17 protein-coding genes, 1 rRNA gene and 1 riboswitch are annotated in these 18,174 nt (G+C 59.5%); of the genes, 8 read left to right on the top strand and 10 right to left on the bottom strand.

Going from position 1 to position 18,174, the window contains the following annotated elements:
- Positions 1-93: 93 nt before the first annotated feature.
- The 4 genes from ACW5W8_RS13335 to ACW5W8_RS13320 all read right to left on the bottom strand — a co-directional run bounded on the left by ACW5W8_RS13335 (position 94) and on the right by ACW5W8_RS13320 (position 2,640).
- The gene (locus tag ACW5W8_RS13335; RefSeq protein ID WP_098972262.1) at positions 94-246 is read right to left on the bottom strand and encodes a hypothetical protein; all 153 of its coding nucleotides are present in this window, start codon (positions 244-246) and stop codon (positions 94-96) included.
- A gap of 37 nt (positions 247-283) precedes the next feature.
- On the bottom strand, positions 284-1,393 hold the full coding sequence (locus ACW5W8_RS13330) for an MJ1255/VC2487 family glycosyltransferase (protein ID WP_498628276.1): 1,110 nt from the start codon (positions 1,391-1,393) through the stop codon (positions 284-286).
- On the bottom strand, positions 1,390-1,893 hold the full coding sequence (locus ACW5W8_RS13325; protein ID WP_005339149.1) for a phosphatase PAP2 family protein: 504 nt from the start codon (positions 1,891-1,893) through the stop codon (positions 1,390-1,392). Before ACW5W8_RS13325 ends, ACW5W8_RS13330 begins: the two co-directional genes overlap by 4 nt.
- Positions 1,894-2,019: 126 nt before the next feature.
- Positions 2,020-2,640 carry a TetR/AcrR family transcriptional regulator gene (locus ACW5W8_RS13320; protein WP_005349170.1) on the bottom strand — a complete coding sequence of 207 codons (621 nt, stop codon included), beginning with the start codon at positions 2,638-2,640 and terminating at the stop codon, positions 2,020-2,022.
- Between the two features lie 408 nt (positions 2,641-3,048).
- Here ACW5W8_RS13320 and leuA point away from each other — a divergent pair, with 408 nt between their 5' ends.
- The 5 genes from leuA to ACW5W8_RS13295 all read left to right on the top strand — a co-directional run bounded on the left by leuA (position 3,049) and on the right by ACW5W8_RS13295 (position 8,784).
- A complete protein-coding gene (gene leuA, locus ACW5W8_RS13315) occupies positions 3,049-4,611 on the top strand; it encodes a 2-isopropylmalate synthase (protein WP_139399027.1) in 1,563 nt (520 codons plus the stop codon).
- The gene (leuB, locus tag ACW5W8_RS13310; protein ID WP_498628275.1) at positions 4,608-5,693 is read left to right on the top strand and encodes a 3-isopropylmalate dehydrogenase; all 1,086 of its coding nucleotides are present in this window, start codon (positions 4,608-4,610) and stop codon (positions 5,691-5,693) included. Before leuA ends, leuB begins: the two co-directional genes overlap by 4 nt.
- A 34-nt stretch (positions 5,694-5,727) precedes the next feature.
- Positions 5,728-7,125: a 3-isopropylmalate dehydratase large subunit gene (leuC, locus tag ACW5W8_RS13305; protein WP_498628274.1), complete on the top strand. Its 1,398-nt coding sequence runs from the start codon at positions 5,728-5,730 to the stop codon at positions 7,123-7,125.
- 12 nt (positions 7,126-7,137) lie between these two features.
- Positions 7,138-7,737, top strand: a complete 600-nt coding sequence (leuD, locus tag ACW5W8_RS13300; RefSeq protein WP_374810599.1) for a 3-isopropylmalate dehydratase small subunit — start codon at positions 7,138-7,140, stop codon at positions 7,735-7,737.
- A 117-nt stretch (positions 7,738-7,854) separates the two neighbouring features.
- A complete protein-coding gene (locus tag ACW5W8_RS13295) occupies positions 7,855-8,784 on the top strand; it encodes a transglutaminase domain-containing protein (protein ID WP_498628303.1) in 930 nt (309 codons plus the stop codon).
- 30 nt (positions 8,785-8,814) lie between these two features.
- On the opposite strand, the gene ACW5W8_RS13290 is transcribed toward ACW5W8_RS13295, so the two are convergent.
- Positions 8,815-9,105, bottom strand: coding sequence for a PilZ domain-containing protein (locus ACW5W8_RS13290; protein ID WP_498628273.1), 291 nt, complete (start codon positions 9,103-9,105; stop codon positions 8,815-8,817).
- Between the two features lie 89 nt (positions 9,106-9,194).
- Positions 9,195-9,285, top strand: a riboswitch (TPP riboswitch).
- A 60-nt stretch (positions 9,286-9,345) separates the two neighbouring features.
- On the opposite strand from ACW5W8_RS13290, the gene thiB reads away from it, so the two are divergent.
- From thiB to thiQ, 3 genes are read left to right on the top strand one after another with little or no spacing between them, the layout of a single operon-like run.
- Positions 9,346-10,326, top strand: coding sequence for a thiamine ABC transporter substrate binding subunit (thiB, locus tag ACW5W8_RS13285; protein ID WP_498628272.1), 981 nt, complete (start codon positions 9,346-9,348; stop codon positions 10,324-10,326).
- A complete protein-coding gene (thiP, locus tag ACW5W8_RS13280) occupies positions 10,323-11,942 on the top strand; it encodes a thiamine/thiamine pyrophosphate ABC transporter permease (protein WP_498628302.1) in 1,620 nt (539 codons plus the stop codon). Before thiB ends, thiP begins: the two co-directional genes overlap by 4 nt.
- Complete coding sequence (thiQ, locus tag ACW5W8_RS13275) at positions 11,929-12,624, top strand: thiamine ABC transporter ATP-binding protein (protein ID WP_498628271.1); 696 nt, start codon at positions 11,929-11,931, stop codon at positions 12,622-12,624. Before thiP ends, thiQ begins: the two co-directional genes overlap by 14 nt.
- Before the next feature lie 81 nt (positions 12,625-12,705).
- Here thiQ and ACW5W8_RS13270 read toward each other — a convergent pair whose 3' ends face one another.
- The 5 genes from ACW5W8_RS13270 to rrf all read right to left on the bottom strand — a co-directional run.
- A complete protein-coding gene (locus ACW5W8_RS13270) occupies positions 12,706-14,076 on the bottom strand; it encodes a PhoH family protein (protein ID WP_005358170.1) in 1,371 nt (456 codons plus the stop codon).
- 220 nt (positions 14,077-14,296) lie between these two features.
- Positions 14,297-14,980: a TSCPD domain-containing protein gene (locus ACW5W8_RS13265; RefSeq protein WP_498628270.1), complete on the bottom strand. Its 684-nt coding sequence runs from the start codon at positions 14,978-14,980 to the stop codon at positions 14,297-14,299.
- Between the two features lie 10 nt (positions 14,981-14,990).
- Complete coding sequence (locus tag ACW5W8_RS13260; RefSeq protein WP_498628269.1) at positions 14,991-17,138, bottom strand: adenosylcobalamin-dependent ribonucleoside-diphosphate reductase; 2,148 nt, start codon at positions 17,136-17,138, stop codon at positions 14,991-14,993.
- Between the two features lie 211 nt (positions 17,139-17,349).
- Positions 17,350-17,802: an early set domain-containing protein gene (locus ACW5W8_RS13255; protein WP_005349109.1), complete on the bottom strand. Its 453-nt coding sequence runs from the start codon at positions 17,800-17,802 to the stop codon at positions 17,350-17,352.
- A 283-nt stretch (positions 17,803-18,085) separates the two neighbouring features.
- Positions 18,086-18,174, bottom strand: a 5S ribosomal RNA gene (gene rrf / locus ACW5W8_RS13250); the annotation flags it as partial.

Genomic DNA, 18,174 nt, shown 5'->3' with positions numbered 1-18,174 from the left:
TCGGGGAATAGCCAGCGGAACATTCCGCAGAGGGGAAAAACAGCCACAAAAAAAGCCCACCGCTCAACGGTGGGCTTGATGCCGGATGATGACTCAGTTGTCCTGATCCGGCTCAGCCAGCCAGATCTGCTGATCCGGATCTGTCTCTTCACTGACCGAGATGCTGACACCCATATCGAGCAACTCGTGCAGGGTCAGATTGTCCGCCAGCGTCATGGTTTCGCCATTCTCATTGGTAAAGCGCATTTGCTCCGTCCTCTCCTTGGTGGGATCGCCTTTCAGTCTAGTCAACAACGCTCACTTGCGATAACCAGCAACTGGATAAACAGTCGCCCCCATCCAGCTCGCTCAGGCGATCACTCACCTCCTCCGGAAACAGGGTGCGCGCCCAGAGCCGCCGCGACAGAGAGGCCACGCTCTCGTCAGCGCCCGCCGCCAGCCAGCGGGCCAGCTCCCCCGCTACATCGGGGTAACAGACTGCCCCTGGCGAGGCGCTGTCGAGCCAGGTACGCACCAGATTGGCATCGAGCACATCCATCAGGGTCGCCAGCCCCATCATCTCGAGCGTCTTGCCATTGGTCAGCTGCTCGAACTGGCCGCCGAGGGGTTTGACCAGCAGCTTCTTGCCGAGGGTGAGCGCCTCGGAAGCCAGCTCGAAACCCGCGTTGGAGATGACGCCGCGACAACCGGCCAGCACGGCGATAAATCCGTGCCGCGATGGCGGCTCGAAGCGCAGGTTGCGCCATTGGCTCGGGGTGCGAATGGCGGGGTGAAAGCAGACGAAGCGCTGCTGACCAAAGCGCGACAACAGGGCGGCGATCGCCTCGGTCTGCTCGAACGGCAGATAGACCAGGATCTCGCCGTTATCCGGCGCGGCGGCGATGGGGTCGATCACCGGCGGCAACAAGGGGTGACCGAAGTGAAACCAGTGCAGCCCGAGCGGTTGATCCACCGGGGCAAAGTGGCGCATCAGCTGGCGGCTGACTCCATCTTCCCCCCAGCGCGGGATGGGCCAGTTGAAGCTGGCCTGATGGCTGACGGTGAGGCTCGGCTTGCCATAGCTGCGGGCGGCGTGGGCGGTTAGCGGCTCAAAATCGCTCACCACCAGATCGTATTCGCTGCAATCGAGAGACCGCAGATCCCGCCAGAAGGTGAGCGGCGAGGCGGCTTGCAGGGTGCGCCACGGAGAAACTCGCCCCTCGTGACTGACAAAAGTGAGGCCGGGAAAGGCGCGGTAGGCGCCAAACTCCTCCATGTCGAAGTAGCGGTCGGCGGGGCGGCCGCTAAAGAGATAATCCACCTCGACCCCTGTTGTGCGCAGCGCCCGCGCCAGGGTGCGACTGCGACTGATATGACCGTTGCCGGTGCCTTGCACCCCGAACAGTATCCTCATGAGTGGCTCCAACCGAGCGCCAGCACGGCGCAACCGCCCCCCAGCAGGGCACCGGCCACCAGATCGCTCAGGTAGTGCACCCCGAGCAGCAACCGGGATGCCCCCACCAGCGCCGCCCAGCCAAACAGCAGGGGTGCCCAGAGCGGAAAGCCGGTGGCCAGTATGGTAGCCATCAGAAAAGCGGCGGCGGTGTGGCCGGAGGGGAGGCTGTAACGATCGGAGGGGGTGATAAAGACCGGCAAGCCGACCGGCCGTTGCCGTTTCAGGCTGTTTTTCAGCAGCAGATAGAGGGGCAGTTCGATGGCGAAGGCTAGCAGCGCCAGTCGCACCAGCTCCCGCTCTGCCTCCCCCTGCCACCAGAGCAGGGCGGCCAGCACGGCGTAAAGCGGGCCATCGCCGGTGCGGGAAATGAGACGACTCACCCTCGCCTGCTGCCGGTTGTAGCCGTGAAGCAGGCAGACCCGGCACACCTGCAGGTCCCATTGCTGGATCTTGTTCATATCCCCTCCTTCCCTGAATTCTGCTTGCAGAGTAAGAAAGCGGGATGACGTTACGTTGAACAAGGGATAACAGATTTATGAAAAAAGGGCCGAATGGCCCTTTTTAATCTCGATGTTGCGGCAAAATCAGTGGCTGCCGCGCAGGCCGGTCTCCATCAGACGGCAATTGTGGTCCGCCAGACGGGCCATGAAGTGCTCATCTACTTTCAGGCCAAACACCTGCTCGTAGAGATCTTTCATCACGAACGGCTGCCACATCATGCTGAGGAAGGAGATCTTCAACATGTCGGGATCCAGGTTGTCACCCAGCTCGCCGTTGGACTTCATGGTTTCCAGCAGGGCATCGAACTGCGGCAGCTGACGTTCCAGCAGGCGGTTCAGCACAAAATCCCGGCCCGGGCTCTTCTCGGTCGACAATGCGCTGGAGATGGCCGAGGTCAGCTCGCTGTTGGGTGCCATCACCTGATAGTAGGTGTTGAGCAGCTCGTTGAGGCTGTGATTGCTGTGTTCATCTTGCCAGGCATGGTCGAGGGGCTCGGCGACATCGCCCAGCACCGCTTTGTAAAGACCCTCTTTACTGCCGAAGTAGTAGTGGATCATTGCCAGATTGGAGCCAGCAAGCTCCGCGATTTCGCGTGTAGTCACCTTGCTATAGGGAGTATTGAGAAAACGCTCACGGGCGGCAGCAAGCAACTTGTCACGAATGTCAGAACGTCCGACCGGACGACCAGGTCTACGTTTTTCCATTTAACACCTCAGATAATTCAGCCAATGCTGATAAGTCGATCTGGTTGTGCAGAGAATAGAGCACAGCAGGAATGACCAGATAATCGGTCATGGGCCGAATATGGGACAAGGAAATTTGCAATCCTTTACAATCCGATTAAATACGTCAGCAGATTGCCCCTGACCTTCCGTGTTGACACAGCATAAAAATCTCGATATTGGTAAAAGCGTTATCGACAGGAAGGAATAACAACGTCATGCGTATCGCCACCCCGCTACTACTAATCTCCCTAATCGCGTTAACTCGCGCGGGATCCTTGTAGCCGGGCTAAGGCATAGCCGGAATTTACAAAAACCCGTGCACCCTGCACGGGTTTTTTTATGCCGCCGCAGGATGCACGTTACCGAACTTAGGAAGAGGGAAGTCACATGTCAGATCGGGTCATCATATTCGACACCACCTTGCGTGATGGTGAGCAGGCCCTGGCGGCCAGTTTGACAGTCAAGGAGAAGCTGCAGATCGCCCAGGCACTGGAGCGGCTCGGTGTCGACGTCATGGAGGTGGGCTTCCCGGTCTCCTCTCCCGGCGATTTTCAATCGGTGCAGACCATCGCCCGCCACATCAAAAACAGCCGGGTCTGCGCCCTCGCCCGCGCCCTGCCCAAGGATATCGATGCCGCCGGTGAAGCCTTGCGGGTCGCCGAGGCGTTTCGCATCCACACCTTTATCTCCACCTCCTCCATCCATGTGGAGAGCAAGCTGAAAAAGAGCTTTGAGGATGTGCTGGAGATGGGGGTCGGCGCCATCAAGCACGCCCTGCGCTACACCGATGATGTGGAGTTCTCCTGCGAGGATGCAGGCCGCACGCCGATCGATAATCTCTGCCGCATGGTGGAGGCCGCCATCAAGGCGGGCGCCCGCACCATCAATATCCCGGATACCGTGGGCTACACGGTACCGACCGAGTTCTCCGGCATCATCCACACCCTGTTCAACCGGGTGCCCAATATCGACAAGGCCATCATCTCGGTCCACTGCCACGACGATCTGGGGCTCTCGGTGGCCAACTCCATCGGCGCGGTGCAGATGGGGGCCCGCCAGATCGAGTGCACCATCAATGGCATCGGCGAGCGGGCGGGCAACTGCTCGCTGGAAGAGGTGGCGATGATCCTCAAAACCCGCGCCGACCTGCTCGGGGTGCAAACCAATATCCGTCACAACGAAATTCATCGCACCAGCACGCTGGTCAGCCAGCTCTGCAACATGCCGGTGCAGCCCAACAAGGCGATCGTCGGGGCCAACGCCTTCTCCCACAGCTCCGGCATCCATCAGGATGGGGTGCTCAAGGCGAAAAATACCTACGAAATCATCACTCCCGAGAGCATTGGTCTGACCCAGAACAACCTCAACATGACCTCCCGCTCCGGCCGCCATGTCATCAAGCACCGGATGGAGTCTATGGGTTATGCCGAGAGCAGCTACGACCTCGACCACCTCTACGGCAAGTTCCTGACCCTGGCAGACAAGAAGGGGCAGGTGTTCGACTACGACCTCGAAGCGCTGGCCTTCTTCAGCCAGATACACGAGGAGCCTGAGCACTTCAAGCTGGAATATCTCGGGGTACAAAGCGGCAGCTCGGTGCTGGCCACCGCCTCGGTCAAATTGAAGGTAGGACAGGATCTGATCTGCGAAGCGGCTACCGGCAACGGCCCGGTGGATGCGGTCTACCAGTGCATCAACCGCATCACCGGCTATGAGATCCGCATCGATAAATATGCCCTCAAGAGCAAGGGAGAAGGGGAAGATGCCCTCGGTCAGGTCGATATCGTCGCCGAGTACAAAGGACGCAAATTCCACGGCATGGGACTGGCTACCGACATCATCGAATCCTCGGCCCACGCCCTGCTCCATGTGATCAACAGCATCTGGCGCGCCGATCAGGTAGCCGAGCAGATGGAACGCAATAACACAATCAAGACGGAGACAGTATGAACAGTTATCGGATCGCAGTATTGCCGGGGGACGGCATCGGCCCGGAAGTCATGGCCGAAGCCGTCAAGGTGCTGGAAAAGGTGCAGGCCAAATTCGGCTTCGCCCTCGACTACGAGCGCCATGACGTGGGCGGCATTGCCATCGACAACCACGGCACCCCGCTGCCGCAAAGCACCATCGCGGGTTGCGAAGCATCCGATGCTGTGCTGTTCGGCTCGGTGGGCGGCCCGAAATGGGAACATCTGCCACCCAACGATCAGCCTGAGCGTGGCGCCTTGCTGCCCCTGCGCGCCCACTTCAAGCTGTTCTGCAACCTGCGTCCGGCCCGTATCTATACCGGTCTGGAACAGTTCTCCCCACTGCGCGCCGACATCTCCGATCGCGGTTTTGACATCGCCTGCGTGCGCGAGCTGACCGGCGGCATCTACTTCGGCCAGCCCAAGGGACGTGACGGAGAAGGAGCGAACGAGAAGGCGTTCGATACCGAGGTGTACCACCGCTTCGAGATTGAGCGCATCGCCAAAATAGCCTTTGAGTCGGCGCGTGTTCGCCGTGGCAAAGTCACCTCCATCGACAAGGCCAACGTGCTCGCCTCCTCCATCCTGTGGCGTGAGGTGGTGACGCAAGTCGCCAAGTCCTATCCGGACGTGACGCTGAACCATATGTATATCGATAACGCCACCATGCAGCTCATCAAGGATCCGTCCCAGTTCGATGTGCTGCTCTGCTCCAACCTGTTCGGCGACATTCTCTCCGACGAGTGCGCCATGATCACCGGTTCCATGGGACTGCTCCCCTCTGCCAGCCTCAACGAATCGGGTTTCGGCCTGTTCGAACCGGCCGGCGGCTCGGCCCCCGATATCGCCGGCAAAGGGATCGCCAACCCCATCGCCCAGATCCTCTCCGCCGCCCTGATGCTGCGCTACAGCTTAGGGATGGAGGCTGCCGCCCAGGCCATTGAGCAGGCCGTGGCCCAGACCCTGGCCGAGGGTTACTTCACCGCCGACCTGCATCAGGCCAGCGCCCGCCACTCGGTGCAGAGCACGTCCGAGATGGGTAGCCAGATCGCCGCCCGGATCTGAGCCGCATAACAGAGAACAAAGGAAGAGAGAAGCAATGGCCAAGACCCTCTATCAGAAAGTATTCGACGCCCATGTGGTACGGGAAGTGGAAGGTGAAACGCCCCTCATCTACATCGACCGCCATCTGGTACATGAAGTGACCAGCCCGCAGGCATTTGACGGCCTGCGCGCCATGAATCGCCAGCTGCGCCGCCCGGATCTGACCTGGGCCACCATGGATCACAACGTCTCCACCACCACCAAAGACATCGCGGCCTCCGGCGAGATGGCCCGCATCCAGATGGAGACGCTGGCGGACAACTGCAAGGAGTTCGGGGTTCGCCTCTACGATCTCAACCACAAATATCAGGGGATCGTCCATGTGATGGGCCCCGAGCTCGGCATCACCCTGCCCGGCACCACCATCGTCTGCGGCGACTCCCACACCGCCACCCACGGCGCCTTCGGCTCGCTGGCCTTCGGCATCGGCACTTCCGAGGTAGAGCATGTGATGGCGACCCAGACCCTGAAACAGGGCCGCGCCAGGACCATGCGCATTTCGGTCAACGGCAAGCTGGCCGAAGGCATCAGCGCCAAAGACGTGGTACTGGCCATCATCGGCAAGGTCGGCCATGCCGGTGGTACCGGCTACGTGGTGGAGTTTGCTGGCGAGGCCATTGCAAGCCTCTCCATGGAAGGGCGGATGACGGTCTGCAACATGGCCATCGAGCTCGGCGCCAAAGCGGGCATGATTGCCCCCGACCAGACCACCATCGACTACATCCGTGGCAAGGAGTTTGCCCCCAAGGGCGAGGCGCTGGAACAGGCCATTACCTACTGGCAGAGCCTCAAGAGCGATGAAGGTGCCCGTTTCGATGACGAAGTGGTGCTGGACGCCGCCGATATCGCCCCCCAGGTCACCTGGGGCACCAACCCGGGTCAGGTGATTGCCGTCAATGAGCCTATTCCGGCGCCGGAATCCTTTAGCGATCTGATGGAGCAGCAGTCCGCCCGCAAGGCGCTCGCCTACATGGATTTGCAACCGGGCCAGAAGCTCTCCGATGTTGCCATCGACAAGGTGTTTATCGGATCGTGCACCAACAGCCGCATCGAGGATCTGCGCGCTGCCGCCGCCATCGCCCGCGGTCGCAAGGTGGCAGCTGGCGTGCAGGCGCTGGTGGTGCCTGGCTCCGAACAGGTGAAGGCACAAGCCGAAGCCGAGGGGCTGGACAAGATCTTCATCGAGGCCGGTTTTGAGTGGCGCCTGCCCGGCTGCTCCATGTGTCTGGCGATGAACAACGACCGGCTGCAACCGGGGGAGCGCTGCGCCTCCACCAGCAACCGCAACTTCGAAGGGCGTCAGGGCCGCGCTGGCCGCACCCATCTGGTGAGCCCGGCCATGGCCGCCGCTGCCGCCGTCACCGGCCGCTTCGCCGACATTCGCGCACTGTAAGAGGACATTTCGATGACAGGATTCAAACAGCATAAAGGGATCGTCGTCCCCCTCGACAGCGCCAACGTCGACACCGACGCCATCATTCCCAAACAGTTTTTGCAAAAAGTAAACCGCATCGGTTTTGGCAAGCACCTGTTCCACGACTGGCGCTTTCTGGACGATGCCGGCCAGCAGCCAAACCCCGAGTTTGTACTGAACCAGCCGCAATTTGCCGGTGCCAGCATTCTGCTGGCCCGCGAGAACTTCGGCTGCGGGTCTAGTCGCGAGCACGCCCCCTGGGCGCTGGCCGACTACGGCTTCAAGACCATCATAGCCCCGAGCTTTGCCGACATTTTCTACGGCAACGCCATCAACAATGGCATGGTGCCGGTGCGCCTGAAGGAGGAAGAGGTCGACGCCCTGTTCCAGCTGGTGGCCGCCAAACCGGGCATCCAGATCGAGGTAGATCTGGAAGCGAATCAGGTGCGCGCAGGTAGCCTCAGCTTCGGTTTCGAGATAGATGAGTTCCGCCGTTACTGTCTGCTCAACGGCTTGGATGCCATCGGTCTGACCCTGCAGCACGAGGCCGCCATCAGCGCCTTTGAGGCGAAGCAGCCGAGCTGGATTTAACGCGCCAGTTGCAAAAAAACGAGTAGAATCAACAGGGAGCTTCGGTTCCCTGTTTTACTGTCCGCTACGCTTCCCACTTTGGGCCACCGGAACTGGCCCGTGCCACAGGAAAGGATGATGAAGAGACCGACGGCAATTCCTCTGCTCTGTGCCCTGCTGCTTGCCCTGCCTGCGGGGGCCAGCCAAACCAGCTTCAACAACAGCCTCGGCCAGATCAGCGTCGGCTGGCAGGATAGCGAAGGCAAATCCCAACAGCTCACCTACCGACTCGAACAGGGCAAGTTGCCGCCCCTTATCGCCTATCGCCCGGCCAGAATGCAGGAGGAGGTATTGCAGGTGTTGCTGCGGGAGGTGCGCCAGAACTACCCCGAGGTGCAGTTCACCCTCGCTCGCCCCTCGCTGGAGCTGCATCTGAAAAGCCGTAATCAGGACAAGGCGCGCGAGGCGATGGCCTTTCTGCAGTCCAAGCGGAGCAAAGAGGAGCAGGCGTGGCTGACCAAACACTACTTCCAGTACTTCAACACCCCGGACGGGCAGCTGGCGGTGAAGCAGGACCATGTACGCATCGCGCTGGAGAGTCGCAGCGGGCTGGCTCCGCTGGCGGATCAACTCAAGCAGCAGGGCAGCACCGAAACGGAAGCTCGCCAGAAGACCGTGGCCCATATGCTCACCTTTATCCAGAGCATCCCCTACCAGCAACTCGATAGCCTGAACGGAAGGCAGGGCAAGGGCTTTCTCCCGCCCCGTCAGGTGCTGGAGCAGAACCGGGGGGATTGCGACAGCAAGGTAACCCTGATGGCCGCCATGCTGGCCCAACTCTTTCCGGAGCTGAAACAGGCCATGGTGTTCGTCCCCGGCCATGCCCTGCTGGCCGTTGACCTGCCCGCCAAGCCGGGGGATGTGACCCTCAACTGGCAAGGGCAGAACTACCTGCTGCTCGAACCTACCGGTCCCGCCACCTTGCCTGCGGGCCAAATAGCATCGACCAGCAAAACGCTGGTCGATAGCAAGCAGTTGAGTGTCCAGCCGGTTCAGGAGAAAGGCTAATCCCCTCCCTCTGCCGATGGGGAGAGAGGATTAACTCTGAGGCAAAAATTCTACCGCCAGCAGTAACCCGTCCTCCTCCTCCAGCACCCGGATAATACGAGCCTGTGCTTCGAAGGGGGGGAGCAGGTTGTTATGGGTGGCAAGGCTGACCCGGATAGGTTGGTTGATGTCGAGCTGGTGTTCAGAGACCGCAATCCCCATGCCGTTGGCACTGAGATCCCGGCAGATCCCCTCCAGCACCAGCTGCTGCTGATAGACGGTGACCGGAGCATTGATGACCATGCGCGCAAAGGCACGCCTTTCCTTGGTATTGGTAAGCACGCGAACATCCTCTGTTGGGTGGGCGTCATCTCATGGGTATTGCACAATTGTGCTGGTCTACCCAAAAGAACGTTAATACAATGCGGTTCGTTTCTCAAACGGGGTGCGGTTTACCGCTGAGATTATACCCGTGAACCTGATCCAGATAATGCTGGCGGAGGAATTTGAGGCACGGCGCTCATTTTTTGCGCCCTCATCCGCTGGCACCTCGTTATTAACAAGTAATAGGGAGTGCCATCCATGAAGACCCTGCTGCTGGTCGCCACCGGCCTGCTGTCGGCCAATGTGTTCGCCGCCGACACCCTCACCGTCTATACCTACAGCTCTTTCACTGCCGAGTGGGGCCCGGGGCCCAAGATCAAGCAAGCCTTCGAGAAAGAGTGCGACTGCACCCTCAATCTGGTTCCCCTCGAAGATGGGGTCGCCATCCTCAACCGGCTGCGGCTGGAGGGCAACCACAGCAAAGCTGATCTGGTGCTGGGGCTCGACGATGCCCTCATCAGCGAAGCCAAGCAGAGCGGCCTGTTCGCCCCCCATCCCGCCAAGCTGGATGGCATCAAGGTGCCGGGTGGCTGGCAGGATGACACCTTCGTCCCCTACGACTGCGGCTACTTCGCCTTCGTCTATGACAAGGACAAACTCAAGCAGCCACCCAAAAGCCTGAAAGAACTGGTGGAGCGCCCCGACCTCAAAGTGATCTATCAGGATCCTCGCACCTCCACCCCGGGGCAGGGGCTGATGCTGTGGATGAAGTCTGTTTATGGCGACAAGGCGCCTGCCGCCTGGGCCGAGCTTGCCAAAAAGACGGTCACCGTCACCAAGGGGTGGTCAGAGGCTTATGGCATGTTCCTCGATGGCGAAGCGGACATGGTGCTCTCCTACACCACCTCTCCGGCCTATCACCTGATTGCCGAGAACAAGCCCCAGTATCAGGCTGCGGCATTTGAAGAGGGGCACTACCGTCAGGTGGAAGTGGCCGCCAAGCTGAAGAGTGCCAAACAGGAGACGCTGGCTGACCAGTTCCTGCAATTTATGGTGAGCCCCGCCTTCCAACAGGAAATCCCGACCGGCAACTGGATGTATCCCGTTATCGACACGCCGCTGCCCAAGGGCTTCGAGCAGATGATCACCGTAGCCAAGCCGCTCGCCTTCAGCAGCGATGAGGTGGCCACCAATCGCAAAGGGTGGATCCGCGAGTGGCTGCAAGCCGTCACCCAGTGAGCCGTTATCTGAAACCACAGGCGCGTCCCCTCTGGTGGTTGCCGGGCAGTGCTGCCACCCTGTTGATCCTGCTGTTATCCCTCGGGCCGCTGACGGCCCTGCTGTGGCAGGCCGGTTCGCTGGCACCCCGCACCCTGCTCGCAGATCCTTATCTGCGCCATGTGCTGGGCTTCAGCCTTTGGCAGGCACTGCTCTCCACCCTGCTCAGTCTCGGGCTGGCCATTCCGGTGGCCCGCGCGCTGGCGCGGCGCCGTTTCATTGGCCGAACCCTGCTGATCAAGCTGTTTGGTCTCTCGCTGGTACTACCTGTCATCATCGCCATCTTCGGCATAGTAGCGGTACACGGCAAACAGGGGTGGCTGCCGCAGGTGCTTCGCACCTTGGGGCTGGATCCCGGCAACTATCTCTACGGTCTGTTTGGCATCCTGCTGGCCCACGTTTTCTTCAACATGCCACTGGCGGCCCGGCTGATGCTGCAGAGCATAGAGAGCATCCCCGAATCGAGCTGGCGCCTCGCCAGCCAGCTCGGCATGCGCTCATCCCATATCTTCCGGCTGCTGGAGTGGCCACTGATCCGCGGCATATTGCCGGGGCTGGCCAGCCTCATCTTTATGCTCTGCTTCACCAGCTTCACTACCGTGCTGGCGCTGGGCGGCGGCCCCAAATCCACCACCCTGGAGGTGGCCGTCTATCAGGCCCTGCGCTTTGACTTCGATCTCGCCACCGCGGGCGGACTGACGCTGGTGCAGCTCATCCTGACCGCCGCCCTGCTCGCCCTGCAGCACAAGCTGCAGAGCACCCCGGCCAGCAGGGTGACTCCCCGTAGCCCCTGCCTGCGGCCGGATCGCCACCAGCCTGGTACGGCGGTGGTGGATGCGCTTTCGCTCTGCATCGGGCTCGCCATCTTTCTGCCGCCGCTGCTAGCCATCGTGGTGGCTGGCCTTCACCCCGGCCTGCTGACGGCGCTCACCTCCAGCAAGCTGTGGCAGGCAAGCGGCCAGTCGCTGCTGATTGCGCTGGCGGCAGGCACCCTGGCGACCCTGCTTGGCAGCGGCCTGCTGCTCACCAGCCGTCACCTCAAGGTACGCACCCGCCAGCGACGGGCTGCCGCCCTGTGGGAGGCCAGCGGCTCGATGATCCTGATGATCCCGGCGGTGGTGCTCTCTACCGGTCTCTTCATCCTGTTTATGCCCTTTGCCGACGTGTTCGCCCTCGGCCCCTGGCTGGTGGTGCTGGTCAACGCCCTGATGGCGCTACCCTATGTGCTGCGCACCCTCTCAGCCCCCATGCAGCTGGTGGTGCGCCAATACGACCGGCTGGCCGACAGTCTGGGGGTACGCGGCCTGCATCGCCTGCGACTGGTGGAGTGGCCGCTGCTGCGCCGCCCGCTGGCACTGGCGATGGCGCTGTCGATGATCCTCTCGCTGGGGGATCTCGGCGCCATCGCCATGTTTGGCAGTCAGGAGCTTACCACCCTGCCCTGGCTGCTCTATCAACAGCTCGGCAGCTACCGGCTGACCGACGCGGCCGCCACCGCCCTGCTGCTGCTGACACTCTGCTTCTCCCTGTTCTGGCTGGTGGAACGGGGGCTTGGAGGAAAACATGCTGAACATTGATACGCTGGTGACCAGCTACCCCGACTGGCGCGTCAGCTTCAGCGCAGCCCTGCCCAAAGGGGAGATCACCGCACTGATCGGCCCAAGCGGCGCTGGCAAGTCGACCCTGCTCGGGATGATCGCCGGTTTCGTGCCGGTGGAGTCAGGCTGCCTCAGCTTCGATGGCGAAGATCTGCTGCCGCTGGGCCCGGCCGAGCGACCGGTCACCACCCTGTTTCAGGATCACAACCTGTTCCTCCACCTGTCGGTGTTCGACAATATCGCCATCGGCTTGCACCCGGGTCTGCGCCTCAGTGCCGCCCAACGGGCACAGGTGATCGATGCAGCAGGGCGGGTCGGTCTTGGCGAGATGCTAAGCCGCCTGCCTGAACAGCTCTCCGGCGGCCAGCAGCAGCGGGTCGGGCTGGCCCGTGCGCTGGTGCGCGGCAAGCCGCTGCTGCTGCTGGATGAGCCCTTCTCTGCCCTCGATCCCGCCTTGCGCCGCGAGATGCTGGCCGAAGTGGCGCGCCTCGCCTGCGAACAGGGCATTACCGTACTGATGGTCTCCCACAATCCGGAGGATGCCCAGCTGATTGCCGATCAGGTGCTCTTTGTCGACGAGGGACGCATCGCCCTGCAAGGCACGCCGGATATTCTGCAAAACAGCAACCACCCGGGGCTGCTGCGCTATCTTGGCCAATAGCCCTTGGGAATAAAGACTGCGCCATGATCAAAAAGGGAAGCCAAGTGGCTTCCCTTTTTCATATGAAGATAGTCAGCTAAATCAGAGATTTTCCTCGGCGAACGAAGCCAGTCGGCTGCGAACGACGCCATTAAGGAAGATGTTGGCACTGCCGTCAAAATCCTTGAAACGCTCGACGATGTAGGTGAGACCCGAGGTCACCGGACTCAGGTAGTTGGAGTCGATCTGGGCCAGGTTACCGGAGCAGACGATCTTGGTGCCCTCGCCGCAACGGGTGATGATGGTCTTGATCTGGGAAGCGGTCAGGTTCTGGCACTCATCCAGCAGTACGAAGGTGTTCTGGATGCTGCGCCCACGCATAAAGTTGACGGATTTGAACTGGATATTGGCCTTCTCCATGATGTAGCTGAGCGAGCCGCTCATGTTCTCGTCCTGCTTGTGCAGCACCTCCAGGGTGTCGGTCACCGCCGCCAACCAGGGCATCATCTTCTCCTCTTCGGTGCCGGGCAGGAAGCCGATGCTTTCGGCAATTTCCGGGGTATTCCGGGTGACGATCACCTTCTCGTAAATGCCCTTCTCAATCACCAGCTCCAGCGCTGCAGCCATCGCCAGCAAGGTCTTGCCGCAACCGGCCGGGCCGGTCAGGATCACCAGATCGATGTGCGGATCGAGCAGTGCATCCAGCGCCATCCCCTGATAGACATTCTTGGGATGCACACCCCACGCCTTGCGGGACATCAGCCGCTCACGGCCCAGATCCTTGATGCGGATCTTGTTGCCATCGTGACTGAGCACCCGGGCGGCGAAGAAATTCTCTTCATCCACCAGATACTGGTTTACGTGAACCCCTTCCAGCAGATTGGCATCGATCACATGGATGGTGTCGCGGCCATGGGTCTCGCTCTCGCACTCGCCAACCCGCTCCCAGAAGCTGCCAGGCACAACCTGAAAGCCTTTGGCCAGCAGGCGGATATCGTCGATCAACTGGTCGCTACGGTAATCTTCAACGTGAGCAAGCCCGGCCCCCTTGGCCTTGAGGCGCATGTTGATGTCTTTGGTGACCAGCACCACCTGACGCTTCAACTCATGCTTTTGCAGATAGAGGGCCGCGTTGATGATACGATTGTCGGCCTCCTTATCGGTAAAGACCTCGGCATCCTGCGGCAGATGGTGATCGCTGAAGATGCAGATATTGCCGCTCGCTTCGCCAGCCAGTGGAACGCCCTGGGTGATCTGATCCGGGGTTGCATCGCGGAACACATCTTCCAGCGCACGAATGGCCACCCGCGCGTCGCGGCTGACATCCTTGTTGCGATCCTTGATGTTATCGAGCTCTTCCAGCACCGTCATGGGGATGAGCACGTCGTGCTCTTTGAAGGAGTAGATAGCGAGGGGTTCGTGAAGCAGAACGTTGGTATCCAGGATAAACAGCTTTCGGTCCGTATTGTCCATAAGCATCCTCCTTGGCACTGAAGGGCCACGTGTGTGAATCTCAGATGTCATTGAAACCACACGGCCGTGACAGTTTTATTACCCTCAACGCTACGCCCGATTTTACTATCGCGCAACAAATCACTTGGCCGCCTGATTTGATTGCGCATAAAAACAGCAATAAAAAGACCGGCACTGTGGCCGGTCTGTTTTCTATCGTTCAACTACTTGGGCATGTTTGTCAGCCGCACTTGGAGTCGCCACAGTTGAGGCAGGTCATGCAGCCATCCTTCAGCACCAACGCCTTGGTGTGGCACTTGTAGCAGAGCGCGGCATTGGCCGGGAAACCACTGCTAGTCTGTTGCTCTTCAGCCTCCTGAGCCGCCTTCAACTCGGCCTGCTTCTCGGCCAGAAACGCCTGCTGATGCTCGTCCAGTCCGGTTGCCTTGAGCATGCCGATCTCGGTGAGATGGCTCTCGATCACGTTGCCAATTTCGGCGATCAGCGATGGAACGTACTTGCCCTTGTTCCAGTAGCCACCTTTGGGATCAAACACCGAGCGCAGCTCCTCCACCAGGAAGGTGACATCCCCCCCTTTGCGGAATACCGCCGAGATGATGCGGGTCAGCGCCACGATCCACTGGTAGTGCTCCAGGCTCTTGGAGTTGATGAAAATCTCGAACGGACGGCGAGTTTCGTGAACCGTGCCCTCGTTGAGAATGATGTCGTTGATGGTGATGAACAGCGAGTGCTCGGAGACATGCTCCGGCGTCTTCAACTTGTAGGTGGTACCCATCAGCCGCTCCGGGCGCAGCACGGTTTCGTGCATGTGCACTACGTCATCCTGCGCAGAGAGATCTTCTTGCGGCTCATCCTTGGTACGCACCTTGTAGGCGACGATTTTCTTGTCGATCTTCTTGACCATAATGTCGTTCTCAGAATTTACCGTAATAGCCTTCTTTCAAGGCGTCGTAGAGGTTGGCGGCAGTGTGCAGCTCACCATCGTATTCGATCTCTTCGTTCCCCTTGACGGAGATGACGGAGCCATCCTCCAGGGTGAAATCGTACAGGGTGTTCTCCAGATCCTTCTCCTTCACCAGCACGCCCTGGAAGGCTTCCGGATTGAAGCGGAAGGTGGTGCAGCCCTTGAGACCAGAGTCCGAGGCATACATGTAGATGTCCTTGAACTGCTCGAACGGGAAATCAGTCGGCACGTTGGCAGTCTTGGAGATGGAGGAGTCGATCCAGCGCTGGGCCGCCGCCTGAATGTCCACATGCTGCTCCGGGGTGATGTCATCCGCAGTAATGAAATAGTCCGGCAGACGGCTCGCCTCATCATCGGCATAGGGCATGGCGGCCGGATTCACCAACTCGCGATAGGCCAGCAGCTCGAAGGAGTAGACGTCCACGCTCTCCTTGCTCTTCTTGCCCGGCTTGATGACGTTGCGGCTGTAGTGGTGGGCAAAGCTCGGCTCGATGCCGTTGCTGGCGTTGTTGGCCAGAGACAGCGAGATGGTGCCGGTGGGTGCGATACTGCTGTGGTGAGTGAAACGTCCACCCACTTCCGCCAGCTCGGCGACCAGCGCAGGATCCACTTCGGCAACCTGCTGCATATAGCGGCTATAACCCGCATGCAGCACCTTGCCCTTCACCATGTCGCCCACCTTGATGCCATCAGCCGCCATTTCCGGGCGTAGACGCAGCATCTTGCCCGTCACCTCGAACTCCTGATCCATGATGGGGGCCGGGCCCTTCTCCTTGGCCAGACGAAGGGATTCCTGCCAGCCGGTCATCGCCAGCTCCTGGGATACCTGCTCGGTAAAGGCGACGGACGCGGCAGAGCCGTACTTGATCTGGAGCATGGTGAGGGTTGAACCCAGACCCAGGAAGCCCATGCCGTGACGACGCTTGTTGATAATCTCCTCGCGCTGCTTGGTCAGCGGCAACTGGTTGATTTCCACCACGTTGTCGAGCATACGGGTAAAAATGGCGACTACCTTGCGAAATGCCTGCCAATCGAACGCAGCCGCATCGGTAAATGGATCGCGCACAAACTTGGTCAGATTGACCGACCCCAGCAGACAGGCACCGTAAGGTGGCAACGGCTGCTCACCACAGGGGTTGGTGGCGCGGATCTCTTCACAGAACCAGTTGTTGTTCATCTGGTTGACCTTGTCGATCAGGATGAAGCCGGGCTCTGCATAGTCATAGGTGGAGGTCATGATGACATTCCACAGCTTGCGGGCTGGCATGGTCTTGTAGACCTTGCAGGCGACCTGCCCCAACTCGTTGAACACAACCCCTTCCTTGTTGGGCCAGTCGGCCCAGAGCACCTGAGCGGGATCATCCAGCTCAATGCCATCCTGCTCCACCTCTTTAGCGGTGTAGGGGAAGATCAGCGACCAGGGTGCATCCTCTTTCACCGCCTTGACGAAATCTTCGGTGATGAGCAGAGAGAGGTTGAACTGACGCAGGCGGCCATCTTCACGCTTGGCCTGAATAAACTCGATCACATCGGGATGGCGAATATCCATGGTGCCCATCTGGGCGCCGCGACGGCCACCGGCTGACGAGACGGTGAAACACATCTTGTCATAGATATCCATGAAGGAGAGCGGGCCGGAAGTGTAGGCACCGGCACCGGAGACAAAGGCACCGCGCGGGCGCAAGGTCGAGAAGTCATAGCCGATACCGCACCCGGCTTTCAGGGTCAGACCCGCCTCGTGCACCTTGCCGAGGATATCGTCCATCGAATCTTCGATGGTGCCGGAAACAGTACAGTTGATGGTTGAAGTGGCAGGCTTGTGCTCAAACGCCCCCGCATTAGAGGTGATGCGGCCCGCCGGAATTGCCCCATTGCGCAGTGCCCACAGGAACGGCTCATACCAGACCTCCGGTTCCAGCTCCTGCTCTGCCAACGCTCGGGCAACCCGCTGGTAAGTCTCATCGATAGAGCTGTCGATGGGAGTGCCATCCTTGCTCTTGAGGCGATACTTGCTATCCCAGATCTCGAGGGACGTTTCCTGCATGGGGATAAGGCGGGAGCCAAGCTCACTCTCCAGCACCGGGTTCGATTTAGCCATTTTCAATCAACCTTATATGAATGCATCGACATCATGACAACAGCAGAAAACACAACCAATGGTGCCATCTAAAATTAATGGCACAACATATAGTACACCTGATGCCATGAGGGCGCCGATTCTAACCTAAAAAAATGCCCCGGCCAGCAGATTTCTGGGCCGAGGCACTTAACTGATTAATTTACTGAAAGATTTAACACTCAGAGATAGATCAGGGCTTCTTGACGTAAACCGTCGGTGTTTCACCCGCCATATTCAGATAGAACTCGTAGACGCCATCGGCATCCGGTGAGAACTTCATGTCCTCATACTTGGAACAGGGGTTGACCGGCACAGCCTCACCACCCAGTACGGCAACACCATCACTCGGGCTCTTGTAGCCAAAGTTGGTGCCACAGCTCCAGCCTGAATCAGCAAACTTGAACTTGTAGGGGGCCCACTCTTTCTTGAGAGTGCCTTTGGCCATATAGAGCTTGTCGGCCACCTTGACTACCTTGCTTTCATCAGTCGCCATCCAGTCGTTCATCTCCCCGCGCAGGTAGATGGACTTGCCACCGAAGTCGCTGTTGTCTGCCCCCGCCTGCTCTGCACCACCATTGGATGCGCAACCGCCTAATACCAGGGTTCCCGCCGCCAGCATCATCGTTACTGTTCTCTTGAACATGAGTCTATTCCTTAAATTATTGTGATTCCTTGGTCCATCAATATGGACTGAAGAATTAAACCAGAGCGGGCATCACAAGAAAGGTAGAGGCATCACATTCTGTGTTTTTTATATCCAACCCATTGAACCAGCGAGCAAATATCGAACAGAAAAAGAGGTCATTTTGGGGCTTTATGGGAGATTTCAGTGAATGACGGGAAGATGGAAGACTAATAATTAAGCGATTTTATGAGTTGGAGACAATAAAAAACCCCGCTCGACGAGCGGGGTTCTTAAATTGAGTGCCTGGCAGTGTCCTACTCTCGCATGGCGAATGCCACACTACCATCGGCGCTACCGCGTTTCACTTCTGAGTTCGGCATGGGATCAGGT

It is taken from the genome of Aeromonas aquatilis, assembly GCF_054052405.1.
Note: the sequence above shows the minus strand (reverse complement) of the source record. Positions and strands in the feature narration are given on the sequence as shown.

What these genes read in the sequence shown, in the direction of transcription:
- leuD (WP_374810599.1), top strand. Translation starts at nt 7,138, where the DNA reads ATGACAGGATTCAAACAGCATAAAGGGATCGTCGTCCCCCTCGACAGC.
- thiB (WP_498628272.1), top strand. Translation starts at nt 9,346, where the DNA reads ATGAAGACCCTGCTGCTGGTCGCCACCGGCCTGCTGTCGGCCAATGTG.
- ACW5W8_RS13335 (WP_098972262.1), bottom strand. Translation starts at nt 246, where the DNA reads ATGCGCTTTACCAATGAGAATGGCGAAACCATGACGCTGGCGGACAAT.
- leuB (WP_498628275.1), top strand. Translation starts at nt 4,608, where the DNA reads ATGAACAGTTATCGGATCGCAGTATTGCCGGGGGACGGCATCGGCCCG.
- leuA (WP_139399027.1), top strand. Translation starts at nt 3,049, where the DNA reads ATGTCAGATCGGGTCATCATATTCGACACCACCTTGCGTGATGGTGAG.
- ACW5W8_RS13325 (WP_005339149.1), bottom strand. Translation starts at nt 1,893, where the DNA reads ATGAACAAGATCCAGCAATGGGACCTGCAGGTGTGCCGGGTCTGCCTG.
- ACW5W8_RS13295 (WP_498628303.1), top strand. Translation starts at nt 7,855, where the DNA reads ATGAAGAGACCGACGGCAATTCCTCTGCTCTGTGCCCTGCTGCTTGCC.
- ACW5W8_RS13260 (WP_498628269.1), bottom strand. Translation starts at nt 17,138, where the DNA reads ATGGCTAAATCGAACCCGGTGCTGGAGAGTGAGCTTGGCTCCCGCCTT.
- ACW5W8_RS13270 (WP_005358170.1), bottom strand. Translation starts at nt 14,076, where the DNA reads ATGGACAATACGGACCGAAAGCTGTTTATCCTGGATACCAACGTTCTG.
- ACW5W8_RS13255 (WP_005349109.1), bottom strand. Translation starts at nt 17,802, where the DNA reads ATGTTCAAGAGAACAGTAACGATGATGCTGGCGGCGGGAACCCTGGTA.
- leuC (WP_498628274.1), top strand. Translation starts at nt 5,728, where the DNA reads ATGGCCAAGACCCTCTATCAGAAAGTATTCGACGCCCATGTGGTACGG.
- ACW5W8_RS13320 (WP_005349170.1), bottom strand. Translation starts at nt 2,640, where the DNA reads ATGGAAAAACGTAGACCTGGTCGTCCGGTCGGACGTTCTGACATTCGT.
- ACW5W8_RS13265 (WP_498628270.1), bottom strand. Translation starts at nt 14,980, where the DNA reads ATGGTCAAGAAGATCGACAAGAAAATCGTCGCCTACAAGGTGCGTACC.
- thiQ (WP_498628271.1), top strand. Translation starts at nt 11,929, where the DNA reads ATGCTGAACATTGATACGCTGGTGACCAGCTACCCCGACTGGCGCGTC.
- ACW5W8_RS13330 (WP_498628276.1), bottom strand. Translation starts at nt 1,393, where the DNA reads ATGAGGATACTGTTCGGGGTGCAAGGCACCGGCAACGGTCATATCAGT.